Origin of the sequence: Alsobacter sp. KACC 23698, assembly GCF_045348435.1 — a bacterium.
Taxonomy (GTDB): domain Bacteria; phylum Pseudomonadota; class Alphaproteobacteria; order Rhizobiales; family Beijerinckiaceae; genus Alsobacter.
Window position 1 is genome coordinate 1 of sequence record NZ_CP157484.1, and the last position, 24728, is coordinate 24728.

26 protein-coding genes and 1 tRNA gene are annotated in these 24728 nt (G+C 64.5%); 9 read left to right on the plus strand and 18 right to left on the minus strand.

What is annotated here, in order from left to right; translation table 11 throughout:
• Positions 1-876 carry a penicillin-insensitive murein endopeptidase gene (gene mepA, locus ABEG18_RS00005; RefSeq protein WP_406856051.1) on the plus strand — a complete coding sequence of 292 codons (876 nt, stop codon included), beginning with the start codon at positions 1-3 and terminating at the stop codon, positions 874-876.
• A gap of 16 nt (positions 877-892) precedes the next feature.
• On the opposite strand, the gene ABEG18_RS00010 is transcribed toward mepA, so the two are convergent.
• The 3 genes from ABEG18_RS00010 to ABEG18_RS00020 all read right to left on the minus strand — a co-directional run bounded on the left by ABEG18_RS00010 (position 893) and on the right by ABEG18_RS00020 (position 2651).
• A complete protein-coding gene (locus ABEG18_RS00010) occupies positions 893-1396 on the minus strand; it encodes a TIGR00645 family protein (RefSeq protein ID WP_406856052.1) in 504 nt (167 codons plus the stop codon).
• Between the two features lie 81 nt (positions 1397-1477).
• Positions 1478-2134, minus strand: coding sequence for a peptide-methionine (S)-S-oxide reductase MsrA (msrA, locus tag ABEG18_RS00015; RefSeq protein ID WP_406856053.1), 657 nt, complete (start codon positions 2132-2134; stop codon positions 1478-1480).
• 196 nt (positions 2135-2330) lie between these two features.
• Positions 2331-2651: a hypothetical protein gene (locus ABEG18_RS00020; protein ID WP_406856054.1), complete on the minus strand. Its 321-nt coding sequence runs from the start codon at positions 2649-2651 to the stop codon at positions 2331-2333.
• A gap of 286 nt (positions 2652-2937) precedes the next feature.
• On the opposite strand from ABEG18_RS00020, the gene ABEG18_RS00025 reads away from it, so the two are divergent.
• Positions 2938-3027 (plus strand) — tRNA-Ser (locus ABEG18_RS00025).
• A 98-nt stretch (positions 3028-3125) separates the two neighbouring features.
• On the opposite strand, the gene ABEG18_RS00030 is transcribed toward ABEG18_RS00025, so the two are convergent.
• Positions 3126-3506 carry a hypothetical protein gene (locus ABEG18_RS00030; RefSeq protein ID WP_406856055.1) on the minus strand — a complete coding sequence of 127 codons (381 nt, stop codon included), beginning with the start codon at positions 3504-3506 and terminating at the stop codon, positions 3126-3128.
• A 586-nt stretch (positions 3507-4092) separates the two neighbouring features.
• Here ABEG18_RS00030 and ABEG18_RS00035 point away from each other — a divergent pair.
• From ABEG18_RS00035 to ABEG18_RS00050, 4 genes are all read left to right on the plus strand, one after another.
• Positions 4093-4257 carry a DUF3309 family protein gene (locus tag ABEG18_RS00035; RefSeq protein WP_406856056.1) on the plus strand — a complete coding sequence of 55 codons (165 nt, stop codon included), beginning with the start codon at positions 4093-4095 and terminating at the stop codon, positions 4255-4257.
• A gap of 34 nt (positions 4258-4291) precedes the next feature.
• Positions 4292-5452: an SbmA/BacA-like family transporter gene (locus ABEG18_RS00040; RefSeq protein ID WP_406856057.1), complete on the plus strand. Its 1161-nt coding sequence runs from the start codon at positions 4292-4294 to the stop codon at positions 5450-5452.
• A gap of 219 nt (positions 5453-5671) precedes the next feature.
• A complete protein-coding gene (locus tag ABEG18_RS00045) occupies positions 5672-6001 on the plus strand; it encodes a response regulator (protein WP_406856058.1) in 330 nt (109 codons plus the stop codon).
• 204 nt (positions 6002-6205) lie between these two features.
• Positions 6206-6934 (plus strand): PRC-barrel domain-containing protein, encoded by a 729-nt coding sequence (locus ABEG18_RS00050; protein ID WP_406856059.1) that lies wholly within the window; start codon positions 6206-6208, stop codon positions 6932-6934.
• 528 nt (positions 6935-7462) lie between these two features.
• On the opposite strand, the gene ABEG18_RS00055 is transcribed toward ABEG18_RS00050, so the two are convergent.
• On the minus strand, positions 7463-8578 hold the full coding sequence (locus ABEG18_RS00055; RefSeq protein WP_406856060.1) for a hypothetical protein: 1116 nt from the start codon (positions 8576-8578) through the stop codon (positions 7463-7465).
• A 149-nt stretch (positions 8579-8727) separates the two neighbouring features.
• The gene (locus ABEG18_RS00060; protein WP_406856061.1) at positions 8728-8922 is read right to left on the minus strand and encodes a hypothetical protein; all 195 of its coding nucleotides are present in this window, start codon (positions 8920-8922) and stop codon (positions 8728-8730) included.
• 304 nt (positions 8923-9226) lie between these two features.
• Between ABEG18_RS00060 and ABEG18_RS00065 the strand changes: the two genes are divergently transcribed.
• The 3 genes from ABEG18_RS00065 (at position 9227) to ABEG18_RS00075 (ending at position 11686) form a co-directional block, all read left to right on the plus strand.
• Positions 9227-10375 (plus strand): threonine synthase, encoded by a 1149-nt coding sequence (locus ABEG18_RS00065; RefSeq protein WP_406856062.1) that lies wholly within the window; start codon positions 9227-9229, stop codon positions 10373-10375.
• Positions 10376-10788: 413 nt separating this feature from the next.
• The gene (locus tag ABEG18_RS00070) at positions 10789-11154 is read left to right on the plus strand and encodes an ArsR/SmtB family transcription factor (RefSeq protein ID WP_406856063.1); all 366 of its coding nucleotides are present in this window, start codon (positions 10789-10791) and stop codon (positions 11152-11154) included.
• The gene (locus ABEG18_RS00075) at positions 11132-11686 is read left to right on the plus strand and encodes an SRPBCC family protein (protein ID WP_406856064.1); all 555 of its coding nucleotides are present in this window, start codon (positions 11132-11134) and stop codon (positions 11684-11686) included. Before ABEG18_RS00070 ends, ABEG18_RS00075 begins: the two co-directional genes overlap by 23 nt.
• 366 nt (positions 11687-12052) lie before the next feature.
• On the opposite strand, the gene ABEG18_RS00080 is transcribed toward ABEG18_RS00075, so the two are convergent.
• The 12 genes from ABEG18_RS00080 to ABEG18_RS00135 all read right to left on the minus strand — a co-directional run bounded on the left by ABEG18_RS00080 (position 12053) and on the right by ABEG18_RS00135 (position 24397).
• On the minus strand, positions 12053-12865 hold the full coding sequence (locus ABEG18_RS00080; protein ID WP_406856065.1) for an MBL fold metallo-hydrolase: 813 nt from the start codon (positions 12863-12865) through the stop codon (positions 12053-12055).
• A 381-nt stretch (positions 12866-13246) separates the two neighbouring features.
• Positions 13247-13429: a hypothetical protein gene (locus tag ABEG18_RS00085; RefSeq protein ID WP_406856066.1), complete on the minus strand. Its 183-nt coding sequence runs from the start codon at positions 13427-13429 to the stop codon at positions 13247-13249.
• Between the two features lie 619 nt (positions 13430-14048).
• Entirely contained in the window at positions 14049-14720 is a 672-nt protein-coding gene (locus ABEG18_RS00090) for an RraA family protein (RefSeq protein ID WP_406856067.1), read from the minus strand.
• 12 nt (positions 14721-14732) lie between these two features.
• Positions 14733-15836 (minus strand): amino acid ABC transporter permease, encoded by a 1104-nt coding sequence (locus ABEG18_RS00095; protein WP_406856068.1) that lies wholly within the window; start codon positions 15834-15836, stop codon positions 14733-14735.
• A 26-nt stretch (positions 15837-15862) separates the two neighbouring features.
• A complete protein-coding gene (locus ABEG18_RS00100) occupies positions 15863-16924 on the minus strand; it encodes an amino acid ABC transporter permease (protein WP_406858725.1) in 1062 nt (353 codons plus the stop codon).
• 59 nt (positions 16925-16983) lie between these two features.
• Positions 16984-18027, minus strand: coding sequence for an amino acid ABC transporter substrate-binding protein (locus tag ABEG18_RS00105; protein WP_406856069.1), 1044 nt, complete (start codon positions 18025-18027; stop codon positions 16984-16986).
• A gap of 27 nt (positions 18028-18054) precedes the next feature.
• Positions 18055-19017, minus strand: a complete 963-nt coding sequence (locus ABEG18_RS00110; protein ID WP_406856070.1) for an aminotransferase class IV — start codon at positions 19015-19017, stop codon at positions 18055-18057.
• 309 nt (positions 19018-19326) lie between these two features.
• Positions 19327-20136: a class I SAM-dependent methyltransferase gene (locus ABEG18_RS00115; protein WP_406856071.1), complete on the minus strand. Its 810-nt coding sequence runs from the start codon at positions 20134-20136 to the stop codon at positions 19327-19329.
• Between the two features lie 142 nt (positions 20137-20278).
• A complete protein-coding gene (locus ABEG18_RS00120) occupies positions 20279-21343 on the minus strand; it encodes an amino acid ABC transporter substrate-binding protein (RefSeq protein ID WP_406856072.1) in 1065 nt (354 codons plus the stop codon).
• Positions 21344-21382: 39 nt separating this feature from the next.
• Positions 21383-22024, minus strand: coding sequence for a L,D-transpeptidase (locus ABEG18_RS00125; RefSeq protein ID WP_406856073.1), 642 nt, complete (start codon positions 22022-22024; stop codon positions 21383-21385).
• 35 nt (positions 22025-22059) lie between these two features.
• Positions 22060-22542 carry a hypothetical protein gene (locus ABEG18_RS00130; RefSeq protein ID WP_406856074.1) on the minus strand — a complete coding sequence of 161 codons (483 nt, stop codon included), beginning with the start codon at positions 22540-22542 and terminating at the stop codon, positions 22060-22062.
• A 523-nt stretch (positions 22543-23065) separates the two neighbouring features.
• Complete coding sequence (locus ABEG18_RS00135; RefSeq protein ID WP_406856075.1) at positions 23066-24397, minus strand: MFS transporter; 1332 nt, start codon at positions 24395-24397, stop codon at positions 23066-23068.
• Positions 24398-24728 lie beyond the last annotated feature (331 nt).

Below are 24728 nucleotides of genomic sequence, written 5' to 3' on the forward strand. Positions count from 1 at the left end.
ATGCGCCTTTCCGTGTCGCCGCTCATGCCCGCCGCCTTGGCGGGCGTCGTCGTGGCGCTGTCGCTCTGGACGGCGCCCGCCTGGGCGGAGCCTCCCGCCAAGGAGCTGTTCGGCGCGGTGACCCGACCGGCGGACCTGCCCTCGCGGGTGCTGGGCTTCTACGCCAAGGGCTGCCTCGCCGGCGCCGAGGCGCTGCCGGCCGACGGCCCGGCCTGGCAGGTGATGCGCCCGTCCCGCAACCGCGCCTGGGGGCATCCCGCCCTGATCGCGTTTCTCGAGAAATTCGCCCGCAACGCGCCCAGGACCAATGGCTGGCCCGGCATCCTTGTCGGCGACATCGCCCAGCCGCGCGGCGGGCCCATGAAGACCGGCCACGCCTCCCACCAGATCGGCCTCGACGCGGATGTCTGGCTCACCCCGATGCCGCCGCGCGTGCTCTCCAGCCAGGAGCGCGAGGACATCGCCGCCGCCGACATGGTGCGCGACGACAAGCTCGACGTGTCGACGAACTGGACCAAGGGCCAGCACGCGCTCATCAAGGCGGCGGCCCAGCAGCCGCAGGTGGAGCGCATCTTCGTCAACGCGGCGATCAAGAAGGCGCTGTGCCGCGAGGCGACGGGCGACCGCAGCTGGCTGCGGCGCGTCCGGCCGATGTACGGCCACAACTGGCACATGCATATCCGCATGGCCTGCCCGGCGGGCGAGACGGACTGCCAATCGCAGGACCCCGTGCCGCCTGGCGAGGGCTGCGGCAAGGAGCTCGACTACTGGTTCTCCGATGCGGTGCTGCACCCCAGGCCCGGCGGCAAGCCCAAGCCCCCGATGGAGATGTCGGCGCTGCCCCAGGCCTGCCGGGCGGTCCTGAAGGCGCCCTGAGCGGCGCGCGCGGCGTTCAGTGTCCCTTGGCCTCGCCGGAGATCTTGTCCGTCAGGGCCAGGAACACGCCCGAGATCACGAACACCATGTGGATGACGACGTACCACATCAGATCGCGGTCGCTCGTGTTCCTGACGTTCATGAACGCCTTGAGGAGCTGGATGGCCGAGATCGCCACGATCGACGACAGGAGCTTCAGCTTCAGCCCCGTGAAGTCGATCTTGCTCATCCAGTCCGGCCAGTCCTTGTGGGCGGCCTCGTCGATCTTGGAGACGAAGTTCTCGTAGCCGGAGAAGATCACGATCACGATGAGCGAGCCCGTGAAGGTGAGGTCGATGAGCGACAGAACTCCGAGAATGACGTCCGACTCGGTCGCGCTCGGGATCTGCAGGATGAAGTGCCAGATCTCCCGCATCGTCCGGGCCAGCAGCACGAAGAGCGCGAACACCAGCGTCACGTAGAACGGCGCGAGCAGCCAGCGGCTCGCAAACAAGAAACGCTCCAGATTCCGCTCGATCATGGCTCCCCCGCGGCTCACAACGACAGTGCGGGCGGCCGCGTCCGGGCCGCCCGCACCCATGACGTCCTCAAAACGCGGCGGTCAGCCGGTGGCGACGCCCGTCCCGATGGGGCACGAAACCCCGGTGCCGCCCAGGCCGCAATAGCCCATCGGGTTCTTGGCCAGATATTGCTGGTGATAGTCCTCGGCGAAATAGAACGGCCCGGCGTCCGCCAGCTCGGTGGTGATCGGCCCGTAGCCCCGGGCGGCGAGCGCCCGCCCATAGGCGGCCTTGGAGGCCTCGGCCGCGGCCCGCTGCTCCGGCGACGTGGCGTAGACGCCCGACCGGTATTGCGTGCCGACGTCGTTGCCCTGGCGCATGCCCTGCGTCGGGTCGTGGTTCTCCCAGAACACCCGCAGCAGCTCCTCGTAGCTCACCTGCTGGGGGTCATAGACCACCAGCACCGCCTCGGTGTGGCCGGTCATGCCCGTGCAGGTCTCCTCATAGGTCGGGTTGGGGGTGACGCCCCCGATATAGCCCACGGCGGTCGTCAGCACGCCCGGCGTCTGCCAGAACTTGCGCTCCGCGCCCCAGAAGCAGCCCAGCGCGAAGATCGCGGTCTGCGAGCCGGCCGGATAGGGGCCCTTCAGCGACGAGCCGTTGACGAAGTGCGTCTGCGCCGTCGGCAGCGGCTGGGCGCGGCCCGGCAGGGCTTCGTCGCGCGTGGGCAGGGCGGTCTTCTTGCGAAAGGAGAACATGGGGGACCTCGCGACGGCAGGAAAGGCTGCGATGGAAAGCTGCAATGTGGGGTGCGGCGGCCGCTTTTTCGAGAGGGCTCGCGGCGCGCCGTCGCGGCTTAAACATGCTGCGAAACGGTGGAATCTGGCTTTTCGCACGGTGCATGCGACACCCAAAAACCGAGACCCCGCTGTTTCCATCACAACACGGCAGGGTCTAGTCGCGCGGGGCGTAGCCCACCACGGGCTCCGGATCCGCCGCGAGCCGCACCAGCAGGAGCCCCAGTCCCAGCAGCGCCAGCGCCAGCGGCGCGCGCAGCAGCAGGGCGGCGCCGGAATCCCACAAGGCGGGGTGAACCCGGCCGAGCCCGGCCTGCATCCACGCCTGCGCGGCGGGCGCGGCGCGGTCCAGCGCGGCGCCGATCGAGGTCCAGGTCAGCGCCGCCGACGCGATGGAGCGCGTGCCGTCCACGGTCGCGCTCACGAAGGCGCCCGCCAGCGCGAAATACCCGATGGCCCTGATCAGAAAGCGGATCATCCCGGCTCCACGCCCCCCGCGATTCGCCACCCGCGTCTCGATGCGGCCTCGACCGTACGGCTACCGCCTCGCCGCCCGCCGCGCAACCGAAGCCTTCGGCCCGCGTGCATGGCCCCGACGGCGGGCTCAATCTCGGCCCCGCCCCGGCTCCCGCCCCCGCCCGCGCCCCATTCCAAGCCGGCGATCTCCCGCCCATCGGCCGCAACGCCGCACCATTCTCCGGTTCGCCTTGCGCCTCCCGCCGTCTTGATGCTAGGAGGCTGCCTCGCGTCCCCACGGGGCGCACGGAGGGGTGGCCGAGTGGTTGAAGGCGCACGCCTGGAAAGTGTGTATACGGGAAACCGTATCGCGGGTTCGAATCCCGCTCCCTCCGCCAGCTTTATTCAGTAAACAGTTGCAGAAATTGAGTTTTCAGATATCTGCACCTTGGTTGCCCCACCTTATTCCCCACCGCGCGTAGCTGCCTGAGCCAACTTAAGAGTCCCCGCGATACGCTCGTCGCGAGCATCCAAGTTTGAAGTATGCGACGTCGGCGTAGGTGAGCTTGCTGCGGTAGCCATGCTCGTTGGCCAGCCAAGTGAAGAACGCCTTTACGCCGGCCAGGGTCGATGCAATGGAGGCGACGCTCAAAGGCTTGCCGGTCATTGCGCTCGTCCGTTCCTGGAGCTCACGCTTGAATCCGACGGCCTGCTCTCGTTGGAACCGGCCGAAGCCGCGACAACCCGTGTACTTTTCGAACTGTAAGACTGCTTGGGCCGCGGCATTCGCGGATGCCTGGCTGCGCTGGTTAGCTTCCCGAAGCCACTGGAGATAACGCCTCATCGCGCGCTCGTTGCGAGGGTTGATGGTGCCCATGGCTGAATCCGCCGGACCGGAAGGGAGATTGAGCCCAGGGTCGCTGACGACGGGATCGGCATGGCGGCACAGGCCCAAGAAGGCGCGCCTGGGAAACATGGCTCCGACAATGTAGCGATCTTCGTTCGCCAGCTTTCAGGCGCACTCGTCAGGTCCGCCTCCCCGGTGGCTGGAACGACCGTCACCATTCGATTTCCCGCCAGCGTAGATGGGTAGAAGCCACAAGCTGGCGAGCCTAGCGGGATGGGACGGGGGTGAGGCGGGGTCAAAATCGTGCAGTAACAGATCGGGTTTCATAGCCCGACCGAAGCGAGCGCCACAGCGGTCCAGCCTGGAGCCGCTTCACGTGCCGCGCCGGCAGAGTTGATGCAGCTCAATGCGCGTCGATCAGGCCCGTAGCATCGTCGCCACGCCGCGCCAGCAGGCCCGTTGCCGGACCGCTCGACCGCGCGGTCAGTCGCTGCGACGCGCTGACCGGAATGCTTGGACTATGGATGCGCATTCGCCAGTATCCTCTCATTGCTGGATCGTGAGCGGTATTGAGAGGCGACCGCCGACCCGATTCGCCGCCTGAGGGGAAACGCCCATGTCTCTTGGATCCATTCTTCTCATCGTTCTGGTCATATTTCTCCTTGGGGGCTTCAGTGGCCGTTTCGGCGGGTACGGCTACGGATTTGGTCACGGCGGTATCGGTGTGATCGGGCTGCTCCTGATCATCATCCTCGTCTTGCTCGTGCTCGGGCGGATTTGAAGGTCTTCGGTCGCGCCTGCCGGAGCAGTCCACTATGGCCGTGATTGCAACCGAAACGTACCGTCTGCGTCGGCGGGTGCGCGAGCCTGACACGCAGCTCGGACTGGCCGCGCGCTATTGGCGGAGCGCGTCAGGCTTCTGGCGTGGGCCGGGAGCCTGGAAGGCGCAGGGTCTCGCAGGGCTCGTGGTCTGCAGCGTGATCCTGCAACTTTCGATCCAGTATCGCCTGAACTACTGGGGGCGAGATTTTTTCGACGCATTCGGCCGTCGTGACGGCGCCACTCTTCAATCCCAGGCCTTGCTGTTTTTGCCGCTCGCCGGGGCGAGTCTTCTGGCGACGGTCTTTGCGGTGTGGGCGCGCATGACGACCCAGCGGCGTTGGCGCGCTTGGCTGACGGGTCACCTCATCGATCGTTGGCTGCTGCATGAGCGGTTCAGAAACCTGACTTTCACCGTCGGCGAAGATCAGAACCCAGAGTACCGCATCGCCGAAGACGCTCGAGCCGCCACCGACGCGCCAATCGCGCTGGCGGTCGGCCTGCTCAACGCGGTCCTCAGCGCGATCATCTTCATCGGAATCTTGTGGAATGTCGGAGGCGATCTCATCGTCGAGGGGCGCGGATTCACGCTCACGATCCCGAAATATCTGGTGATTGCGGTCGCGTTGTATTCGGCCCTGCTCACCCTTGCGGCGATGGTCATCGGCCGTCGCCTGGTAAGCGTGATTGCCAGCAAGAACGCCGCTGAGGCTCAATTTCGGTCGGTCGGGTCCCACTTGCAGGAGAGGTCCGCGGCGCTGCCGACAGCCATCGGTCGACCCGAGCAGCATCATGCGCTGGCGGAAGCGCTCGGGATCGTGATCGCAAGCTGGCGGAGAGTCTGCTTCCAGCTCATGCGCATGACGATGGTGTCACAAGGAAACATTCTGCTGGCGCCTGTCCTCGCCTGGGGGCTGTGCGCGCCAAAATACCTGCTGGGCTCGATGTCGCTCGGCGAGGTGGCGCAGGTGACCGCGGCCTTCATCACCGTGCAGGCCGCCCTCAACTGGTTCGTCGAGAACTACGCCGGTCTGGCGGATTGCATGTCCTCGGTGAACCGCGTGGCGTCCCTGCTGTTCGCCTTCGACCAGCTCGACAGCGACGACCCCGTGTCCGCGGGCGCGCTTGCGACGCCCTCCGACATGGCGGGTAAATGACTGCCAAGGGATGCTGAAAACAGACATATCAACAAAAGTCTCGTTGAGTGCGATATATAAGCATCAATAAGCGACTGAAGAACAGGCAACCAATTTCATCAGCAGATGTTTCCAGTAGGGTTGGATACGACTTCCAATCCGCAAGGAACGAAAATTGCAAAAATCTGATGCGGTAGCCTCCCTCCTCCTCTTCGCCGAGGACGAGCGACTATCCTGGACATGCTCGAGGGCGCCTTGCGGGACGCGGGGTTCGACGTCGTCTGCGCAGGCGACGGTGAGGGAGCCATGAAGGAGATCGAAGAAGACGTGAGTCGATTTGGCGCCATCATCACTGATGCGCATCTGGGCGCGGGTCCCGACGGCTGGGAGGTCGTCAGGCGCGCCCGCGAACTCGCGCCGTCTCTTCCCGTCATCTACATCACCGGCGCGGGCGCCGCCGAATGGGCCTCGCAGGGGGTGCCGAACAGCGTGCTAATCACGAAGCCTTTTGTGCCAGCTCAGGTCATCACCGCGATCGCAGGCCTGCTGAACCAGAGTGATGTTTGCTGAGCGGGCAGACACGTCGTGATCCAAGCTCGGCGCAAACGTCATCATTTTCAAGCGTGCGTCGTTCAATGTCTGACGCTGTCGCCGGCGAGCTCCTGCCACAGCGATTCTTCGTGCTCCCACCTCGTCAAATCACTGAGACATCGGCTCCAGATCTGGCAAGGCCGGTCAGATCTGGCCCATTCGCGGCCGTCGGAGTCGACCCACATGAAGCTCGCTAAAGGCATCCTTTTCTTGACGTTTATGAGCTTAACGGCCACGCAAGCCCGCGCAGAGTGCCAGATCGCGGACGCGAAACTGGAGGAAGCAATTCGCAATCGTCCGAAGTTCCAGGGCCCTGAAAACCGGCAGAGCGTGCGCGACCTTCGAAGCTTGCGCGACGCCGCATTGACGCTGTGGTCCTACGGCCGTCAGGATGATTGCGAGCGGCTCGTAGCTACGATCCGGGAGCTTGTGTCGGGGCCGTCAATGGAGACGCTCGGCGGCAATGACGAGGAGGACGCGGAAGCGCAGATGGACGCCACGAAGCCGCAAGCCTCTCGCGGCGCCGTGAAGGGCGAGCGCGACCGAAAGGGCGCCAAGCCGCTGGTCAACATTGAGGACCTGGCGCCCGGGATGAGAGCTGACGAGATCATCGGCGCCGAGGTGCGTAGTTCCGACGACAAGATCATCGGGGAGGTCAGAAATGTCGTGTTCGGCACGAAAGACCGGCGGGACTATGCAATCGTCGCCGCGGGCGGGTTCTTCACGCCAGGAAAGGACAGCATCGTCGTCCCGATTCGGGCCTTGAAGGTCTCGCAGGAGCGGGTCAGCTTTTTCCTCCCGATGTCACAGGCGAAGGTGAAGACGATCCCTTTTATGCCCGACCAGGACTACCGCTGGCTCTCTGACGAGGATTGGCGCGATCGGAACGACAAGCTGTTCGCTTCCCCCTGAACGATGGCCGAGTGCGGCAGAGCACCCTTTAGCGCTGGCGGACGACCCCGCCGAGGCCGACGTTTATATCAAGCACCGGGGAGATGAGACAGTGTAGCTCCCCGTGCTCCCCGTGGCTGAATTTCCCTTGTAGCACTACGCGCCTCGGCAAAGACCCAGAGTGAGCATACTGCCCGCTCACCACCTCACCCCGCTTTGGCAAAGTGTGCTTCGGCTTTGCTTGGTCCGGATTTCCACCACGTCCTGTCAAACCGGAATCGGCTGCCGTTAACCCGGGACGCTGGGCCTGAGGCCGTCCAGCGGCCAGCATGGTGTCTATCTCGCTCAGTTTGGCATCGAACCTTCCTGTCCAGCGGCATCCATCCGAGACCTCCCGCACACGCCTCGTCTTGCGCGGGAATTCGAGATCGCCCCACCGGCCGATCCATAATGACTCCTGAACGGCGAGATGGTCGCACATGAGATCCAGGAAATCAGCTTCGGGGATGCCCGAGCGGGAAGACTCGAAGCAGACGAGGATAAAGCGCGCTAGGTGAGTGGCGACAATTCCACCTGATCACTGATGACCGCCCACCTCGACTGCGAGATCCGATATCCCGCAGCGGCAGCAAGCGGGGCGAACCCCTCCAGCCCTCGTGGGTGGAGCTTCAGTCTGCTCTGGATAGCCTGACTGCGCCTGCGCTGGTCTGAGCTCGTTACCGAGCCGATCACCGCGCTGGCTCCTCGCCCGCCTGCGCGCAGGCTCGACAGATTGCGGATGATCTCGTCGTCGCTCCCGTACTCGAAGAGACCGCCCTCGGACGAGGCCACGACAACGGCGTCCCCTGCCGTAAGCGCGGTCACAAGCGCGTCCAACAGCCCCGTGTCGCTCCAGTCATAGGCGAGCCGGCGAAGGGACACAGTGATTCCGTGAAGCGGCCGCCCCTCGCGTCGAAGCTCATCCAGAGCCGACGCGCCAAACGCCGGCCCCTCCTCGTCGAGGTCGAGGACATGGATCTCGACCGGGCCGAGCAACTCTGGCGAGGAAGCAGCCGTGATGATCACCGCGTTGATCGCGTCCATCGCCGGGCCGCCAGCGATGTCGATCAGATGCAACGGCCTGCGGGGCGCTCCGCGAAGTTCGCGGGCGGCCGCCGCGGCAATCAGCTCGGCCGTCTGCTGCATGCGCAGACGCAGCAAGGTCGCATTGGGTGAGCGGGAGAACCGCTGGTCCACCTCACCGTCGTAAGGCGGGAGCAGGTTGCCGTATCCAAGCTTCATCGCGTACGTCGTGAGCCCGTCCAGGAACGACGACCCGGGTTGAACCATAGCGTGCACGAACCTGGATCGCCGCGCGGCGGAGTTGAGCATCCATCCCATCACGAAGGCCGGGACGAGACGGTGGAGCCGGTCCTGCCGCTCCACCTCGCGCCGCAGCGCCTCCACGCTCGTCTCATCGTCTGGCAGAGCGAACCGGGGGTGTGTGACATCAATGATTGGCAAATTGGCGCCCTGCCGGGTGGGCGCGAGGGCCACGCCAGCCCGCAGCAAGTCGTCATACGTCGCGCTCATGGCTGCGTTTTCCTGGTTATCCACCAACGCCGGCGCCGCGAGGCGGCGCGCGTAGTCGCGCAAGTGATCCGGCCACATTTCTGAGAGCTGCACGAAGCGGGTGCGATCGCCTTTGTAAAGCGCTCATGATGCTTCATCGTAGCCCATAAGCATTGCCGAGCGCGGCAGACATGAGGCGGTGGGCAGCCTGCCTGCGCGGGCGGGCGGCCTCGCGCTCGCCTCAGTCCGTTTCCGAAACAGAATCAGGCTGCATTAGTGAGCCGCCGCGCGTTGGCCCGCACCACCTGGCGATAATTTCCGACAACATTGTCGATGGACTCGCCCGCGAGCAGGCTGCTTGCGGCTCGCTGTGCGACCGCGACCTTCTCAGGAATTGCTTCTGCGTCGGCCTCCGTGATCTGGTTATCCGAAATGGCGCGCCAGGACATCTTGGACACAGCGTGGACTTCCGCCACAGACCGGAAAGCCCCAACGGCTGCTGTGAATGGTTGCGCTCTCACGTTCCCCCGTTGACCTCGGCCGACGATGTGTGGAAGCTTCGCGTTGTTCGTAACGTGAGAGCACCCATACTTTTCAGAGCCTCCGGGTTGGCGCCTCAGGGGCTCTTCGCTTTTCATGCTTGCGGCGTGTGATCCTCATCTATTCCGGCTCCGCTCGCAGCGAGGCCATCGTGCATGGGGTCTGATTTGCAGAAGTCGGTCAAGCTGAGGGCTTGTGGCTGCGTCGACCAAGGAGAGCGCCGTGGAAAACCCGCCCGTTCCGGCCAATCCAGCCTACCTCGATCCACAGACCGGCGAGACCTATTCGCTGGACACGCCCCGTTGGCGCTCTGACACTGGCGGCCCACTCATGATCACGCCGCTGCCAGGGATCGGTCGTGTCCACATCGACACGGCGAGGCGATCGCTCTGGCGCTATGCTGCCGCCTTCCCAATCCTAGTCAAAGAGCCCATCACCATGGGCGAGGGGTTGACGCCGCTGGTGGAGCACTCCTGGCGCGGAGGCCGGGCGCTTTGCAAGCTGGAATGGTTCGCTCCGACCGGCAGCTTCAAGGATCGCGGCGCGACGGTGATGATCTCCACGCTCCGAGAACAGGGCGTCGAACGTGTCCTAGAAGACAGCTCCGGGAACGGCGGCGCAGCGATCGCAGCCTATGCAGCGGCTGGCGGCATGCGCTCGAAGATCCTCGTTCCCGCTTACACCCAGCCCGGCAAGACGGTGCAGATGCGCGCCTATGGCGCTGAGACTGAGTTGGTGCCAGGGACTCGCCAAGACACGGCTAACGCCGCCGAGCGGCAAGCCGCCGACATCTTCTACGCCAGCCACAACTGGCAGCCATTTTTCCTGCAAGGAACGAAGACGCTGGCATACGAGCTATGGGAGGATCTCAATTTCAAAGCGCCGGACAACGTCGTCATCCCGACCGGCGCCGGCAGCAACGTGTTGGGCTGCGACATCGGCTTTTGCGAGCTGTTGCGGCGGGGCGAGATCGACCGCCTGCCACGCCTCTTCGCTGTGCAGCCGGAGAACTGCGCACCTCTGCATGCAACATTCTTGAGCGGCGGGGATGACCTCGTCGCAATTGATGCCAAGCCGACCATCGCTGAAGGGACCGCAATCGCGAAACCCGTGCGCACTCGCGAGGTGCTAGCTGCCGTGCGCCGTTCCGGTGGGCAGACCGTGGCGGTTTCAGAACAAGAAATCGAGGTTGCATGGAGCGAGTTGGCCCGCTCGGGCCTCTATGTCGAGCCGACCTGTGCGAGCGTAGCCGCCGCCCTGAGCAGGCTGCTGGAGGCCGGGATCGTTCGGCCGGAGGAAACCACCGTGCTCATTCTGACTGGCGCTGGCCTCAAGGCAACACAGCGGATAGGGGAGCTTCTGGAAGGCTGACGTGAGACCGGTGTTGCCGGCGCCCGGGAACCACGCGAGGCCGCCAAAGTGGCGGGGAAGCCCCCAGCGTCAGCCACTGCTCACGGCCTGCATACCGCAGGATCATCGTGCCGGCGTCCTCGCCGAGTTGGATGGTGGCGGTCAAAAGGAGACCGGGCGAATAGCTCCAGGTCATCACGCGCCCGGTGTGTGGCTGCCGGCAGGGCCGATCGGGTCTCGGGCTGGATGCGCAGAGGCGGCCGTTGCAAAGTTCGTGAACGGCGGTCAGTGGTCTCGGTCAGATCCGGGGATATGAGACAAAAGCCGGAAAGCGAGCCACCCGCGCTAAGAGACAAGGCCTAGTCAGGCCGCCTTCAGCCGCTGCTGCGTGGCCCCTTGAACCGCGCCTATCAACGCGCTAGATACTGAACTTAATGGTTCAGTTTTCTCCAGCTCACCTCGATGCGACCTTCGCGGCGCTTTCGGACGCGACGCGACGCGGCGTTCTGGAGCAGCTTGGGCGTGCTGACGCCTCGATTACGGAGCTCGCAGACAAGTTCCACATGACCCCTACGGGCATGAAAAAGCACGTCGGGGTGTTGGAGCAGGCGGGGCTGGTCACGACCCAAAAAGTTGGACGCGTGCGGACCTGCAAGCTCGGCCTCAGCCGGCTCGCGGACGAGACAGCCTGGATCGAGGAATACCGCCGACTTTGGGACTCACGTTTCGATGCGTTGGACCAAATCGTCGAGGAATTGAAACAGAGGAAGACGTTAGATGGACGCAGGCAGACAGAGTGATCCCACCGTGCAAAATGCTCGCACAACAGTGGAGCGGACATCGGAACGGGAGCTCGTCGTTTCGCGATCCGTCAATGGCCCGGCGCCCATCGTGTTCGAAGCATGGTCCACGCCGGAGCTGTTCCAGCGATGGTGGGCGCCGAAATCGTTTGGGGTCAGCCTGATCTCATTCGAGGCCGATGTTCGCTCAGGCGGAACGTACCGTTTGGTGATGGGCCACCCATCCTCGGAGAAGCCCATGGCGTTCTTCGGCCGATACATCGAAGTCACGCCACACTCACGCCTCGTCTGGACCAATGACGAAGGGGGAGAGGATGGGGCCGTCACCACCGTGACATTCGAAGAAAAGAACGGCTCGACACGTGTCATCGTGCACGAGCTCTATCCGTCGAAAGAAGCGCTTGATGACGCCATGGCTTCTGGAAGCACAAGCGGGTGGAGCGAGCAGTTTGAGCAGCTAGACGGACTTCTCGTCATTCTGGACCAGAGCTCTGACGGCCATGGGCGCGGTTTGCCTAAGAGCGAACCTTGAGTTCTGGAGGCGGTCAGGCCCGATTTTCGGGCTCCGGGCAGGTCGCCCGCATCCTCGGCCCGAAGGCGATAGCTTCGTGGTAAGCCCGTCGGGGCATCGCCGCTGCGGCGTTAGATTGCCCCACCCACAAAAAGGGCGTGTCCGGACATTCGAAAAACCCGGATACGCCTTCCTGCGTCTCAAACGTCCGGCTACGGCGCGCTCTTGATCATGGCCGGGCCGAAGAACGTCTTCGCCAACGAACTGAACCCGGAGCGGGCGCCGCACTGAAGGCGCAGGGCTTCACCGTCAGGCAGAGCGACGCGCCGACCTCAAGACCGGGCCGAAGAACCACGTCTTGGTCGACGCGGTGGTCGCCAATCCGCCCTAAGCGTCGCTGATTTTCGAAATGTAGCGGCTAACCGAAGCGGCGACGACCTCCTTGCCGCGGGTGTCGATCTGGCCTCGCCCAGAGAATGACCCATAGATGGCATCGTAAGAATAAGGGTCCAGCAGTGACGCCATGGTCCGGATCTTCGCGGCCGAGAGCGGGATCAGGTTTGGGTAGGACCACATGAAGCTCACATGCCCGCTCGGAACGACTTGCAGGATATCGCCCGACAGCAGCACCCCGCGGCCCCCGTCCCAGTCCGCCCAGTGAAGAACGGTGCCGCCCTCGAAATGTCCCCCCAATCGGAGGAGTGTGAGCCCCGGGCCAATCCGGTTGGTGTCCCCTTCCCAGTGCTGGATAACCGGATCGGGCCTCATGACCCAATGCCGGTCGGCCGCGTGCAAGTAGATGGGGACATTGCCGAGGCCGCGGCTCCACTCCACCATGGTTGTGTAGTAGTGCGGATGGGAGATCGCAATCGCGGTGAGACCTCCAAGTCCCGCGATTATGTCTATAGTTGCCTCGTCCAAGAGCGAGATGCACTCCCACAGCACGTTGCCTGCCGAAGTTCGCAGCAGAAATGCGCGTTGCCCTATCCCGAAGCTCGGCGTGGTTTCGATGGTCATTATGCCCGGGGCGAGGCGCCGAAACTTGTTGCTGTGGGCCTTTTGCATACCCTCAAGCGTCGTCCAGCACTGGCCCGAGGAGGGGACGAATTGGCGCTCGTCGGTGCACACGGCGCAGGTGGGCGGCGGCGTGATGGACCGAGAGTACTGCATCCCACAGGCCACGCAGATGAACTCCGGCATGATCGAACCCCCCCCTTGGATGCGAGGCGGAGGCAGTCCCGCCCTTCCCCAATTGACGTCGCCAAGGACGTTAACCCGTCGCTCGCGCAAAGAAATCCTTCTTCGGAGCCATTGGCTTGCTGACGCTCCGACGTCACGGTATCCACGCCTCCGCGGCCCCGCCGTGTTACAAGGCGGATGAAGCCGCGCACCCTGCCGGACCGGCTGATCGGTCGAAACACAGGGCCCCCGTGATCTCGGCGGCGGCGGAGCGAGCCGCGCACCAGGCGACGGGTCACGCCGACGATGACGACTCCCAAGTAACGCTGGCGCCGAGATCCAGCTCATGGCGGATCTGCGAGCTATCGGTCGCAGACGTCAGAGGCTTGCCGACCTTTGTTCTTAGCCGCAGACCCACACATAGCCGATGGGGCTCGGACGCCAGCAGGCGCCGACGCCGTAGGGCCACCAGCGGCCGCGATAGTAGCGCCGTCCCGCGCCATACCAGACGCCGCCATAGTACCGGCCGCCGACGCGATAGCGCGATCCGGCGGCGACCGCTCGTCCACCGTTGGGGCCACGCACGACGGCTCGGCCACCATGGGGTCCGCGCGCCGCGACCGCGCGCCCGCCGTGGGGTCCGCGCACCGCGACCGCTCCACGTCCGTATCCGCCGCGCACGGCGACGCTACGGCCACGGTAGGCCCCTCCGCCGCCGCGGCCACCATAGCGGACCTGTTCGGCGTCCAAGCTGGAATGTGCGGCTCTGATGACTCCTGGGCTGGCCGGGACGGCGGCGGCGGGATGATGAGAGACCCAGAGCGCCAGAAGCGCGCCAACGAATGGAAGCACCCTCGCGATCCCCATAGTTCGTCTCCTCCGGTGGAAGCGGCGGCGTCGCGGCGCCGCTTGGCTCTCCACCCCGGCCATCATGGCACGGCTGCTCGGGCAGGCGATTGACGTTCCGCAAGGCGACACCGACGCGCGGCGCCGGGTGTTCAAGCAGCGCGATGCGGTCTGCTCGGATCAGGTGGGGGTAATCGAAACGACATGAAACGGGGCGCCCGACCTCACGGGGGGCCTGCTCATGGAAAGCTCCACAGCGGCCGGGCGATCCCGCCACCCCCCAGCCGATGCGATCAAGGCCATTCAGCAGCGGCTCGATGACCTCGCCAATCCCATGGTCGGGCGCGTCAAGGGCGATTCAGAGGACGCCATATCGTGCGAAAACAACGCTCAGCGGCTCTCCCCGCAGCAAATCCTGGCGAGTTGCATCCTCAGCCTCGATCTTCTCGACTGCAAGACGGACCGCCTCCTGAGCGATCGACCTCGGCACGACCACCACGCCGTCTGCATCCCCGAAGATGAAATCCCCCGGCCTGACCATGACGCAGGCCACTTCGACGGGCTCGTCCATCGTCATCATTTCCGCGCGACCTTTCGTATCCAGCGGGCCGATGCCTCCATGAAAGACCGGGAAATCGAGTTCCCTGATCCGGCGCACGTCCCGGACGAGGCCGTCCGTCAGGCAGCCGGCGGCGCCTCGGGCCATGGAGGCTGTCGTGAGAAGTTCGCCCCAAGGCGCGATGCGGTCAGTCGGCCCATCGCAGGCCAGCACCGGGACTTCGCCAGGTCTCAGGCTGTCGATCAGGGCCATCTCGACCGCATAGGGGTTTCCCTCGCCGACGACATAGCGCTTCATGTAAAGACCCGTTCGGGCGAAACCACAGAGGATGGACCGGTCGTCCAGTGGACGCACGAACGGCTTCATCGCCTGCGACGGATGGCCAAGAGAGTCGAGCACATCCGAAAGCACGGCGGCATTGAGTCTCTCCTTGAGAAAGGCGAGGTCGAGCGTGAGATCCTGCTCCGCCATGTCGAGCTCCATTCAGCTTGCGTGACCACGGTTCAGCCGTCGTTCCAATCGGCGGCTGTAGGACGACATCAAGAAGCAGGCGACGAAGAAAACGAGGGCGGCGAAGGCGTAGCCTTCCCGCGCCATCCCGAGCCAGGCCGGATCCTTGAGCGCCTGGTTCACCACACCCAGTAGATCGCTAAGCCCGATGATGGTGATCAGCGTTACGTCCTTGAACAGATCGACAACGGTGTTCACGATACCAGGAAGGGCGACTCGCAAGGCTTGCGGAAGCACGACCAATGCCTGCGCCTGGCTCCAGCGAAGACCGAGAGAGCCCGCGGCCTCCTCCTGCCCGGATGGAACGCCTTGCAGTCCGCCGCGCACCACCTCCGCCATGTAGGCCGAGTTGAACAGCGTCATCGCGACCATGGCGCGAAGCAGGCGGTCTGCGCTCACGCCACTCGGCAGAAGCAGCGGCACGATCACGGCCGACATAAACAGCACGGTGAGCAAAGGCACTCCTCGCCATAGCTCGATATAGGCGATCGACAAGCCTCGAATGACCGAGAGCTGCGAGCGTCGGCCCAGAGCCAGCACTATCCCGAGCGGGATCGCGCCGGCCACTGTGACAAAGGACACAACCACGTCGATCATTAGCCCGCCCCATAGGCTTGTATCGACGAAGCGCAGGCCCAGGACACCGCCCAACAGCAAGACTGCAACAATCGCCGGACACGCCGTAAACAGCAGCACAAACCAGAGTCCGCGGCGGTGCACATGCCCTTCTCGGAGCACCGGGATGCAAAACGCCGCGAGAGTGAAAAGCGCCAGAAGCACCCGCCATCTCTCACTGGACGGATAACGCCCGACAAAGAACAAGGGCAGGCGCACTTCGATGAAAGCCCAGCAGGCGCCGTCCCCGCCGCAAGCAGCGCGGGTCGTTCCGGCGATGGTGGCGTCCCAGACAGCCCAGCGGAACAAGGCGGGAAGCGTCCAGGCCAGGAACGCCGCCACGAGCATCGTGAGGAGCGTGTTGAAAGGGGAGCTGAACAGGTTCCTGCGACACCAATCGGTTATGTGCTTAGCGAGGCGCAGTGGGCCGGGCAGGTCCAAGCCCGGGACTGAGCAAGCCATGTCCGAAGCTCCACCGTCCGGCGACATCATCGCATGACCAAGGAGACGCGGCGATTGTACCAGTTCATAAAGGCTGACGTCGAAAGGCTGATGCTCAGGAAAATGACCATCAGGATCAGGATGGTTTCCAGCTCACGGCCAGTCTGGTTTAGAACGGTGCCAGCGAAGATCGAGAAGAGTTCGGGGTAGGCGATCGCCGCGCCCAGCGAGCTGCTCTTGATGAGATTGAGATACTGGCTCGTGAGGGGCGGGACCATGATCCGCAGCGCCTGCGGAAGGATCACCTTCGCCAGGATCTGCCATGGCTTGAGCCCGAGGCTGAGCGCAGCTTCACGTTGGCCTTTCGCGACAGCGACGATCGCGCCTCGAACGATCTCGGCGATGAATGCGGACGAATACATGCTGAGCCCGGCCCAGAGCGCGACCAGCTCGGGCGGAATCTGCACGCCCCCTGCGATGTTGAATCCGCGTAGGGCCGGCGCTTCGACTTGCGTGACGCCGGCCATCAGCCCGACGACGGCTGCGGTCGGCAGCAGGAGGGCCCAAACTCCGAGTGGACGATCACGGCGACGATAGCGCCAGGCGAAAGGGGTGACGGCCACCATCGCGGCCGCAAGCCACCATAGCTGTTCGGCCCACGGCGCCCAGTGCAACGTCGGCAAATAAAGACCACGGATGTTGAGGAGGGCGCCCCCCGGAAGCGTGATGCTTTGACGAAGCGGCGGCATCGCCTGCAACACGCCGATGTACCAGAACGCCACCTGGACGAGTTGCGGCGTGTTGCGAACGACCTCCACATACACAAGGGCCGTGTTGCGCACGAGCCAATTGGGCGACAGCCGCATCACGCCCACCGCCAACCCTATGAGGGTGGCGGCGACCACGCCGAGCGCGGAAACAAGCAGCGTGTTCGCCGTGCAAACGAGGAGCGCCCGGCTATACGGGTCGCCAACCTTCCAGTCGACGATGCGGAAAGGAATGTCGAAGTTCGCGCGGTCTCGAAGGAACGCGAAGCTGAACGTCATGTGGCGGGCGTCGAGGTTGTCCGCCAGGTTCGAGCCCAATCGCCAAACCACCGCTGCCAGCATCGCCAGCAACAGCCATTGGGCGATGCGCGCTTGCGAAGATGGCCTTCGGACCATTTAAGTCAGTGCCAGGTCGGCAGCGTTTGCAGGCCGCCTTTGTCGTATAGGTTGTTCATGCCGCGTGGCAGACCCAGACCTTTGGCGCCAAAGCTCGCTTCGTAGACTTCGCCATAGTTTCCGATGTCTTTGACGATCCGCTTCGACCATTCATTGTCGACGCCCAGCAACTTGCCAAAGTCGCCCTCGATTCCAAAAAAACGGCGAACATCAGGATCGCTGGGCTTTTCGGCCATCTTGTCGGCATTGGCCCTGGTGATGCCCAGCACCTCGGCTTCCAACATGGCGTAATGCACCCACCGCACAAGCCGGGTCCAAGGCTCGTCGCCTGCCCGTGTCAGCGGCCCGATCGGCTGAAGGCCCCCGATGGTTTCCGGAATGAACAGCCAATCGGCTGGAGCTTTCATGGTGGAGCGCGCCGCCGCAACGGACCCGCCATCGTCGGTATAGCCGTCGCAACGGCCGGAGTCCGCCGCCGCGAAAGCCTCCTCCGGCTTATCGAACAGCAGGGTCTTGATCTCGACGCCATTAGCCCGGTTGAAGTCAGCGATATTCGTCTCCAGAGTTGTGCCTGTCAGAACGCAGATGGTTGCGCCGTTCAACTCCTTGAGGCGCCCCACGCCAAGATTTTTGCGGACCATAAATGTTTGGCCGGTGTAAAAGTTGACGGCAGGCAACTCGAGACCGAGCGCTGTGTTCCGCATGAAGCTGTGTTCCGAGTCCCGGATCAGCACGTCGATTTCGCCGGACTTCAACACGGAAAAGCGTTCCTTGGCGGTGAGGCCAATGAACTTCACCTTGGTTGGGGATCCGACGGTCGCATCGGCGATCGCCCGACACAGAGCGATATCGAGCCCTTGCCATTCGCCGGAGCTGTCTTGATACGCATAGCCCGGAATGCCAGTGTCGATGCCGCAGATGAGTTGGCCACGCTTTTTCACCGCGTCCAGCGTAGGGCTCGAGACCTGCGCAGCGGCCTGCTCTGCGCCGATTGTCACGCCCGCCGCAGCAACAAAGGCCAAACTGACGGCTTTCCACATGTTGCTCATGCCTGACCCTCCCCTGCTCGTGTTCGGTCAAGCCTGTTCTGCTCCCAAGGGGAAATCCAGCCCGGCTTGATTGTAGTCGACCGGCTCAGCGAACCAGCCCTCCTTGCGCTTGCGCCAGTAGGTTTCCCGCAGCCGCTCAGCGACTGGGCCCGGCCGGTCATTTCCCAGAATGCGTCCATCGAGCCGCGTGACCGGCACGATCCCGCCCGCGGTGCCCGTGACGAAGATTTCGTCCGCTTCTCGCAGTTCACGAACCGGCACCCGCCTGATTTCGCATACAATGCCGAGTTCCCGGCAGAGATCGATGACGCTCAGGCGGCTGATGCCTTCCAGGACGTTCGCGTCGGCTGTGGCGACCCTTCCATCGGTGACGCAAAAAACATTGTACCCCGGGCCCTCCGTCACGTTGCCTTCGAGATCGAGAAGGATCGGGTTGTCGGCGCCCTTGTCTTCGGCCTCGAACAGGGCTGCGGTCATGTCCGCCCAGTGAAAATTCTTGGCGCGAGCATTGACGCAGACATCTGGGATACGCGGCGTAGTCGCGACGATCATATGCGCGCCCCTCTCGATGACGTCGGGCTTCATGACCCAAACGTACGGCATCGCGAAAGCGACGATGTAGCTTCTCGCGTTGACGGGATGATAGCGCTGGTCGGGCGTGGGACGTCCGCGCATGCAGTCCATAGCCACATAGGCGTCAGAGAGCCCAGTTAAGGCGACGAGCCGGTGGAGAATGCGACGGAGGTCGGCGTCGCTCTCGCGCGGCTGAAAGCGCATCGACTCCATGGACGCTCGGAACCGGCGCAGGTGATCATCGAGACGGAAGAAGCAGCCACCCCACACGCTCACCACGTCATAGGTGACGTCGGAGCGCCTGTAACCCCACTCCGTGATCGGGATCCTGGCCTCAGTGATGGGCAGAAACGCGCCATCCAGGTAAGCAGAGCCGGCAGGCCAGCGGGCGTGGGAATGGGGAACCTGCAGCGTCATCGCAGCGCCCTCCCGACCAGCCTCAGGCGGCTGGGTGAGATCTTCATTCCCCGAAATTGCGCAGGTTGAGTCAAGTAAAAACAAGGTGCGCTGGGTGGCCCCGGCGAGCGGCATGCTCGATGCAGACATCCCAAGCTAACAGTCTTTGGCTGGTTAAGAACGCTTGCGGACACGGGGCGACGTCGTCACGACCAGTCCGCTTTGCGGCGAGGACCCGGGCCCACAACGCAAAAATCCACGGCGTTGGGGGCTTAGCCCCAACGACCCCGTCGTCGGCGCTGCATAGGCCCGTGCAGTCCGCCCTCTTTGCTAATCACCCTCGGGCACAAGGCCCTTGCATGCCCAAGCCACTGAAACGAAGGAGCGTGGGCCGTCGGGCTCTCCCCCCTGATAGGCCGCCTGCACCGCTTCTTCTGCCTCGGCTAGGCGGTCTGCGTCGAGCCCGCTGACATATTTGCCGAGCGGGCCCTCGCCTGAGGCGATCGGCTCCCAATAGTCGGCAAAATTCTTGTAATCCATCCGGATCAGAATCGAGGTCTGCTCTACGTCGACAAGATTCTCCGAAAGGAAGCCTTGCCTCAGTGCATCCGGCCGCATCATCGGCTGAAAGAAATACTGGTGACGCGACCGTCGCGCTTCGGGGCCCCGCGCCGCGATCGTGTCCCAGAACATGCGCATGCTGGGCATGCCGCCAAGGTGATCCCATACAGCCGCAGCGACCGTGCCTCCCGCTCGAACGACGCGGCGCATCTCGGCGATCGCTTTGTGGGCCTCTGGAACGAAATGCAGAACCAGCAGCGAGAACGCCCGGTCGAAACGCTTGTCCTCGAAAGCCAGGGCGCACGCATCACCCTGCGTGATGGAGATTCGGGAATCCGAGTTCCGGCGCTGTGCCTCCGCCACGAACACGGGCGAGTAGTCGATGGCGGCGATCTCGTCCAGTTTAGCTGACTGGGCGAGCGCAAAAGTGAGACTGCCGGTCCCGCAGCCCACGTCAAGAACGCGCTCGCCATCCGCGATGCCTGCGAAGGCGATGAATGGCTCCGCCAGCCTTCGGCTCCAGCGGCCCATCAATTGCTCGTACCCAGCGGCGCTACGGACAGTGAAGCTGGACGTCATGGGCCGCCTCCCGTCGGGCTAGGTTGCTGGCGAAGATAAATCCGCGTCAGCACAGGGCGAAAGGTTAACGTCGTTTGCGCCCGAATTCGCGGCCCCGCGTGGCGGCCAACTGGTCGCGTTTGGCGTAGCTCGGTTTTCTGCATCACCGGAGTGGGGGCGCGTACAGAATGCCCCCTGCGGCCCAGGACTGGTTAAGGCCGCGCGGGATACCGAGCTTCGAATGGACACCCAGATTTCGCTCGAAAAGTTCAGAATAGTTTCCGACTGCGCTCACCGCGCGGACCGCCCAGTCGTTGTCGAGGCCGAGACGCTTGCCGAATTCGCCCTCGACGCCCGTGAACCGGCGAACATCCGGCTTGGTGGAGGCCAGCGCCTCAGCCGCGTTGCCGGCGCCGATGCCGAGCTCCTCAGCATTGACGAGCGCGAACGCGACCCATTTGACGATGTTAAACCAGGCGACGTCGTCGGCCCGGACGGCGGGCCCGAGGGGCTCCTTGGAGATCACGTCCGGGAGAATGTCCGCTGCCTTGAGTTCAGCGAGCCGCGCGCGTTCCGCATAAAGGGCGGATTGATCGGCCGTGAACGCGTCGCACTGGCCGACCACGAGCGATTTCACGGCGTCGGCGAGAGTATCGGCGGCGACCTCGGTGTAGGTCATCGAATTCGCGCGGAAGTAATCCGCCAGATTGAGCTGGGTGGTGGTGGCTTTCTGGACGCAGATCGACGACTTGTCGAGCTCCAGGGCCGAAGTCGTCTGGGGGCGGCGCATGAGCATGAAGCCCTGCCCGTCGTGATATGTGATCGCCGCAAACAGAAGGCCTAGCGACGCCTCCCGGTCGAGCGTCCATGTCGAATTGCGCGCCAGAACGTCGATCCTGCCGGATCGCAGCGCCTCAAAGCGCTCCACGGCCGACAGGGGCGTGAAATTCACCTTGCTGGCGTCGCCGAAGATCGCGGCGGCTAGCCCACGGCAGAAATCGACGTCGAAACCGCTCCATGTCTGCTGAGCGTCCCGATCCGAAAAGCCGGCTAGGCCCTGGCTGACCCCGCAGGCGAGGGCGCCGCGCTGCCTCACGGTGTCGAGAGTGGCCGCGTCGGCCGGGCTGGTCAGCGCCTGTGCGCCCAGGATGTGCACGCCGCCCAGGATCGCCCCCACGCCAAGGATCGTCCGGACGCTCAGAATCAAGGCCCTGATGGTCTGTCGCATCGGTCCGTGTCCCCCATGGCGTGTATGCGAGGCTCCGCCTCAGAGGCTGGCGGCGTGGCGGATGATCACCTTGGTCCCGACATTGGCGTGTGCGTAGAGGTCGACGACATCGCCGTTCGCAAGGCGGAAGCAGCCCGACGAGATCGACTGGCCGATGGTCTCGGGCTGGTTGGTGCCATGGATGCGGTAGACGGTCCCGCCCAGATACATGGCCCGCGCCCCCATCGGGTTGCCGGGTCCGCCCGCCATGAAGCGCGGCAGATAGGGCTGCCGGGCGATCATTTCAGGCGGGGGCGTCCAGTCCGGCCATTCCGCTTTGCGTGTGATCTTCACGAGGCCTGACCACTGGAATCCCTCGCGTCCCACGCCGATGCCGTAGCGCAGCGCCCGATTGTTGCCGAGCGTGAGATAGAGGAAGCGCTCCGATGTGTGGATCTCGATCGTGCCGGGCGGCTCATTGCTTCGGAAGAACACGAGCTGGCGCTTGAACGGCCCCTCCGTGATGGTGATCTCCTCGGTCGAGACGCGACCGGGTTCGTCCAAGACGGACAGGGTCTCGCGCGCCGTGGCGGCCGACGCGGCCTGCGCCAGGGCCGGGGCGCTGGCGAGCGTCGAAACGACCGCTGCGAGCCCGATCGAGGCGGCGACGACGCTGAACGAACGACGAAACGCAGCAACCATGGCGTGTCTCCAGCGCCTCCGCCCGAGGAACGGGCCTATTTGCATCGAATGTAGACGAATGTTCCGTAGCGGGTGTTGACGTCAGGGTTGACGAAGCGCGCCACCAGCATCGTGTCGCTCACCGACAGCATTTCCCGGTCCTGATCGTCGCCCGGTGGTCCCTCGAACCCCAGATAAGTCTTGCCGCCGGGGCCTCCCTTGAGGGTGAGCTCATGCAAGGTCGCGTCATCGGCGACATGCATCATCACGCCGTCGGACGGACCTTTGGCGATCACATAGGGGAGCTTGCACTGCGCCCGGGCCTGGGCTTCCGTGCGGGCCCGGTCCTTCTCGTCCCGGTAGGACGCGACCCCCCAACTTCCCACCAGCCTGTCGACCGGGTAGGGCGGAGCCGTCGCGACCGCCCGGGTCGCCACAGGGGAGTCGCCGGTCGTGTTGCACGACGCGAGCGCTCCGCACCCCAAGGCTGCGGCCGTCGCCACGAACAGGCGCATCAAATAGCTTACCGCCGATGGCATGGAGATTGTCTCTCCTTGGATTAGCGTATTTGGAATATCTTATAACCAAGGGGGTGCTCGCAAGAGAAAACGAAGTTTCTTCTGGACAATGCAAAACGGAGCTACGTTTCGTCCTTGTTTGTTGCGAACGGACCGGGGCCGAAGCCATAACCCTGATCGGACGCTTGCGCGTCGAGTCCTCGTGAGGCTTTACTAAACCGGGGACCGCTGGACGGCGCAGGCCGAGCCCCACGATCGTACCGTCTCGCGCCACTCCGACCAACCTTTGCAGGTCGCGGCTCGCGACCTCCAACCCCGTCTTGAATTTAGGGGGTCGGATGGGGCAACCATTGAACCAGGGGAGTTTTCACGAGCCTGTGTTCAAGCTTCGCCTTGCGGAACTTCGCCAGGATCCCGATCTCCATCGCAGGAGGAACTCCATGTCGATCCTGCTCTTCCGCTTCATCGGAGCCGTGACCCTGCTGGTGGCGAGCCCCACGCTGGCCTTGGCCTGCAAGATCATCGGCAACGGCTGACCCCCGTCTCAGAGCCGCCTGATCCCTGCCGCGATGCGCCGCCTCGTTCGCGGGTGAGGCCTTCGGCTCTGGTCGCAACCGTGTACGCCCGTTTCGGGCATGAGGACTGCGTAGAGCGCGAACCCGGCGGCCGCGACGCCCGCAAGGCCCAGGAAGGCAGCCGTGTATCCGAAGCGCACAATGATGAACCCGGCCAGCGAGGTGCTCAGCGCTGCTCCCAGCCCCTGCGCGGCGCCCACTGCCCCCTGCGCCACGTTGAAGTGGCCGGTGCCGCGTGTCAGGTCAGCGACGACGACCGGGAACAGCGCCCCGTAGATCCCTGCGCCGACCCCGTCGAGGCACTGCACGGCGACCAGCGCCATGGGCTCGTCCGAGAGGGTGTACAGCGCCCCGCGCACAGCCAGGACGCCGAACGCCGTCAAGAACAGCGGCTTGCGTCCCCAGCGGTCCGCGCGGGCGCCCACCAGCATGGCGACCGGAACCATGACGAGCTGCGCAGCCACGATGCAGAGAGCCACCATGGACGTCGCGCTCTCCTTGCCGGCGAGCTTTGACAGCAGTTGGCTGACCGACGTCAGCATGGCGGCGTTTGCGAGATGGAAAAGGGCCGCCAGCACGGCGAATAGCAGCAGCAGCCGGTTCTCCAGGAGCGTGCGCCAGCCCGAAGGCGCCTGAGCGGCTCCGCCGGCGGAGTGGTCGAGGCCCCGCGCCACTGCGTCGTCCACGGCTGCGGCTGGAATCAGGAGCGTCGCGCCAATGCTCAGGACCGCGAGCAGCGCCATGAGCCAGAACACCACGACGGGGCCGAAAAGGGTCGCGCAGGCGGCCGCGATCCCAGCCGACACGGCATTGCCGGCGTGATTGAAGGCCTCGTTCCGGCCGATGCGGCGGGCGAAAGCCTGCGGCCCGACGATCCCGAGCGTGATCGCGGCCAGAGCCGGCGGGAACACGGCGCCCGCTACGCCGGCGATCGATTGCGTCGCCGCGACGGCCGCGAAGGAGCCGATGAACGGCAGCGCGAGTGAGCTCAGCGTGACAGCGAGCGCGGCTGCGATCACGACGGAGCGCTTGCGCGACGTGCGGTCGATAAGGGCGCCGGCGGGCGTTTGAGCGACGAGCCCGGCGACGCCGGCGATCGTCATCACGAGCCCGATGGTCGCCTCATCCCAGCCTTGCTGGGGACCGCGCACCGCTAGCAGGTAGATCGCCAGATATGGGCCGAGGCCGTCGCGAACGTCCGCCAGCGTGAAGTTCAGCGCATCGAGGGCCCAACTCGCTCGCGACCCCGTCGCCAGCTCGCCGCCCGCTGCACCGGGCGCGCTTCTCTCGATGACCGCCATTCCGTTCCATCCCGCGTCAGCGCTGAAACCCTCGCGGCAGGTGCTGGCGTGGGTCAAAGCCGAGAATGCGGCTCAGGGCGGTCGGTTCGGCTGCGCGGCGAGGCAGCGCAATGGTTGAAGGTCGCCATTCGTCGGCTGCATCGCGGCGGTTCGGAGCCCATTCCGGCTGGGCGAAGCCGTAAAGACAACGAGACCGCCAGTGACGCCGTGCGGGACGATCAAGGCTCTCCCCCCACCGTACGCCCCAAGACCAACCGAAGCCCCCGCGCAACCAAACGGCTCCGCTCGAGTTCCACCCCCGTCACGCGCGATGTCGGAGCCTCGATGAGGC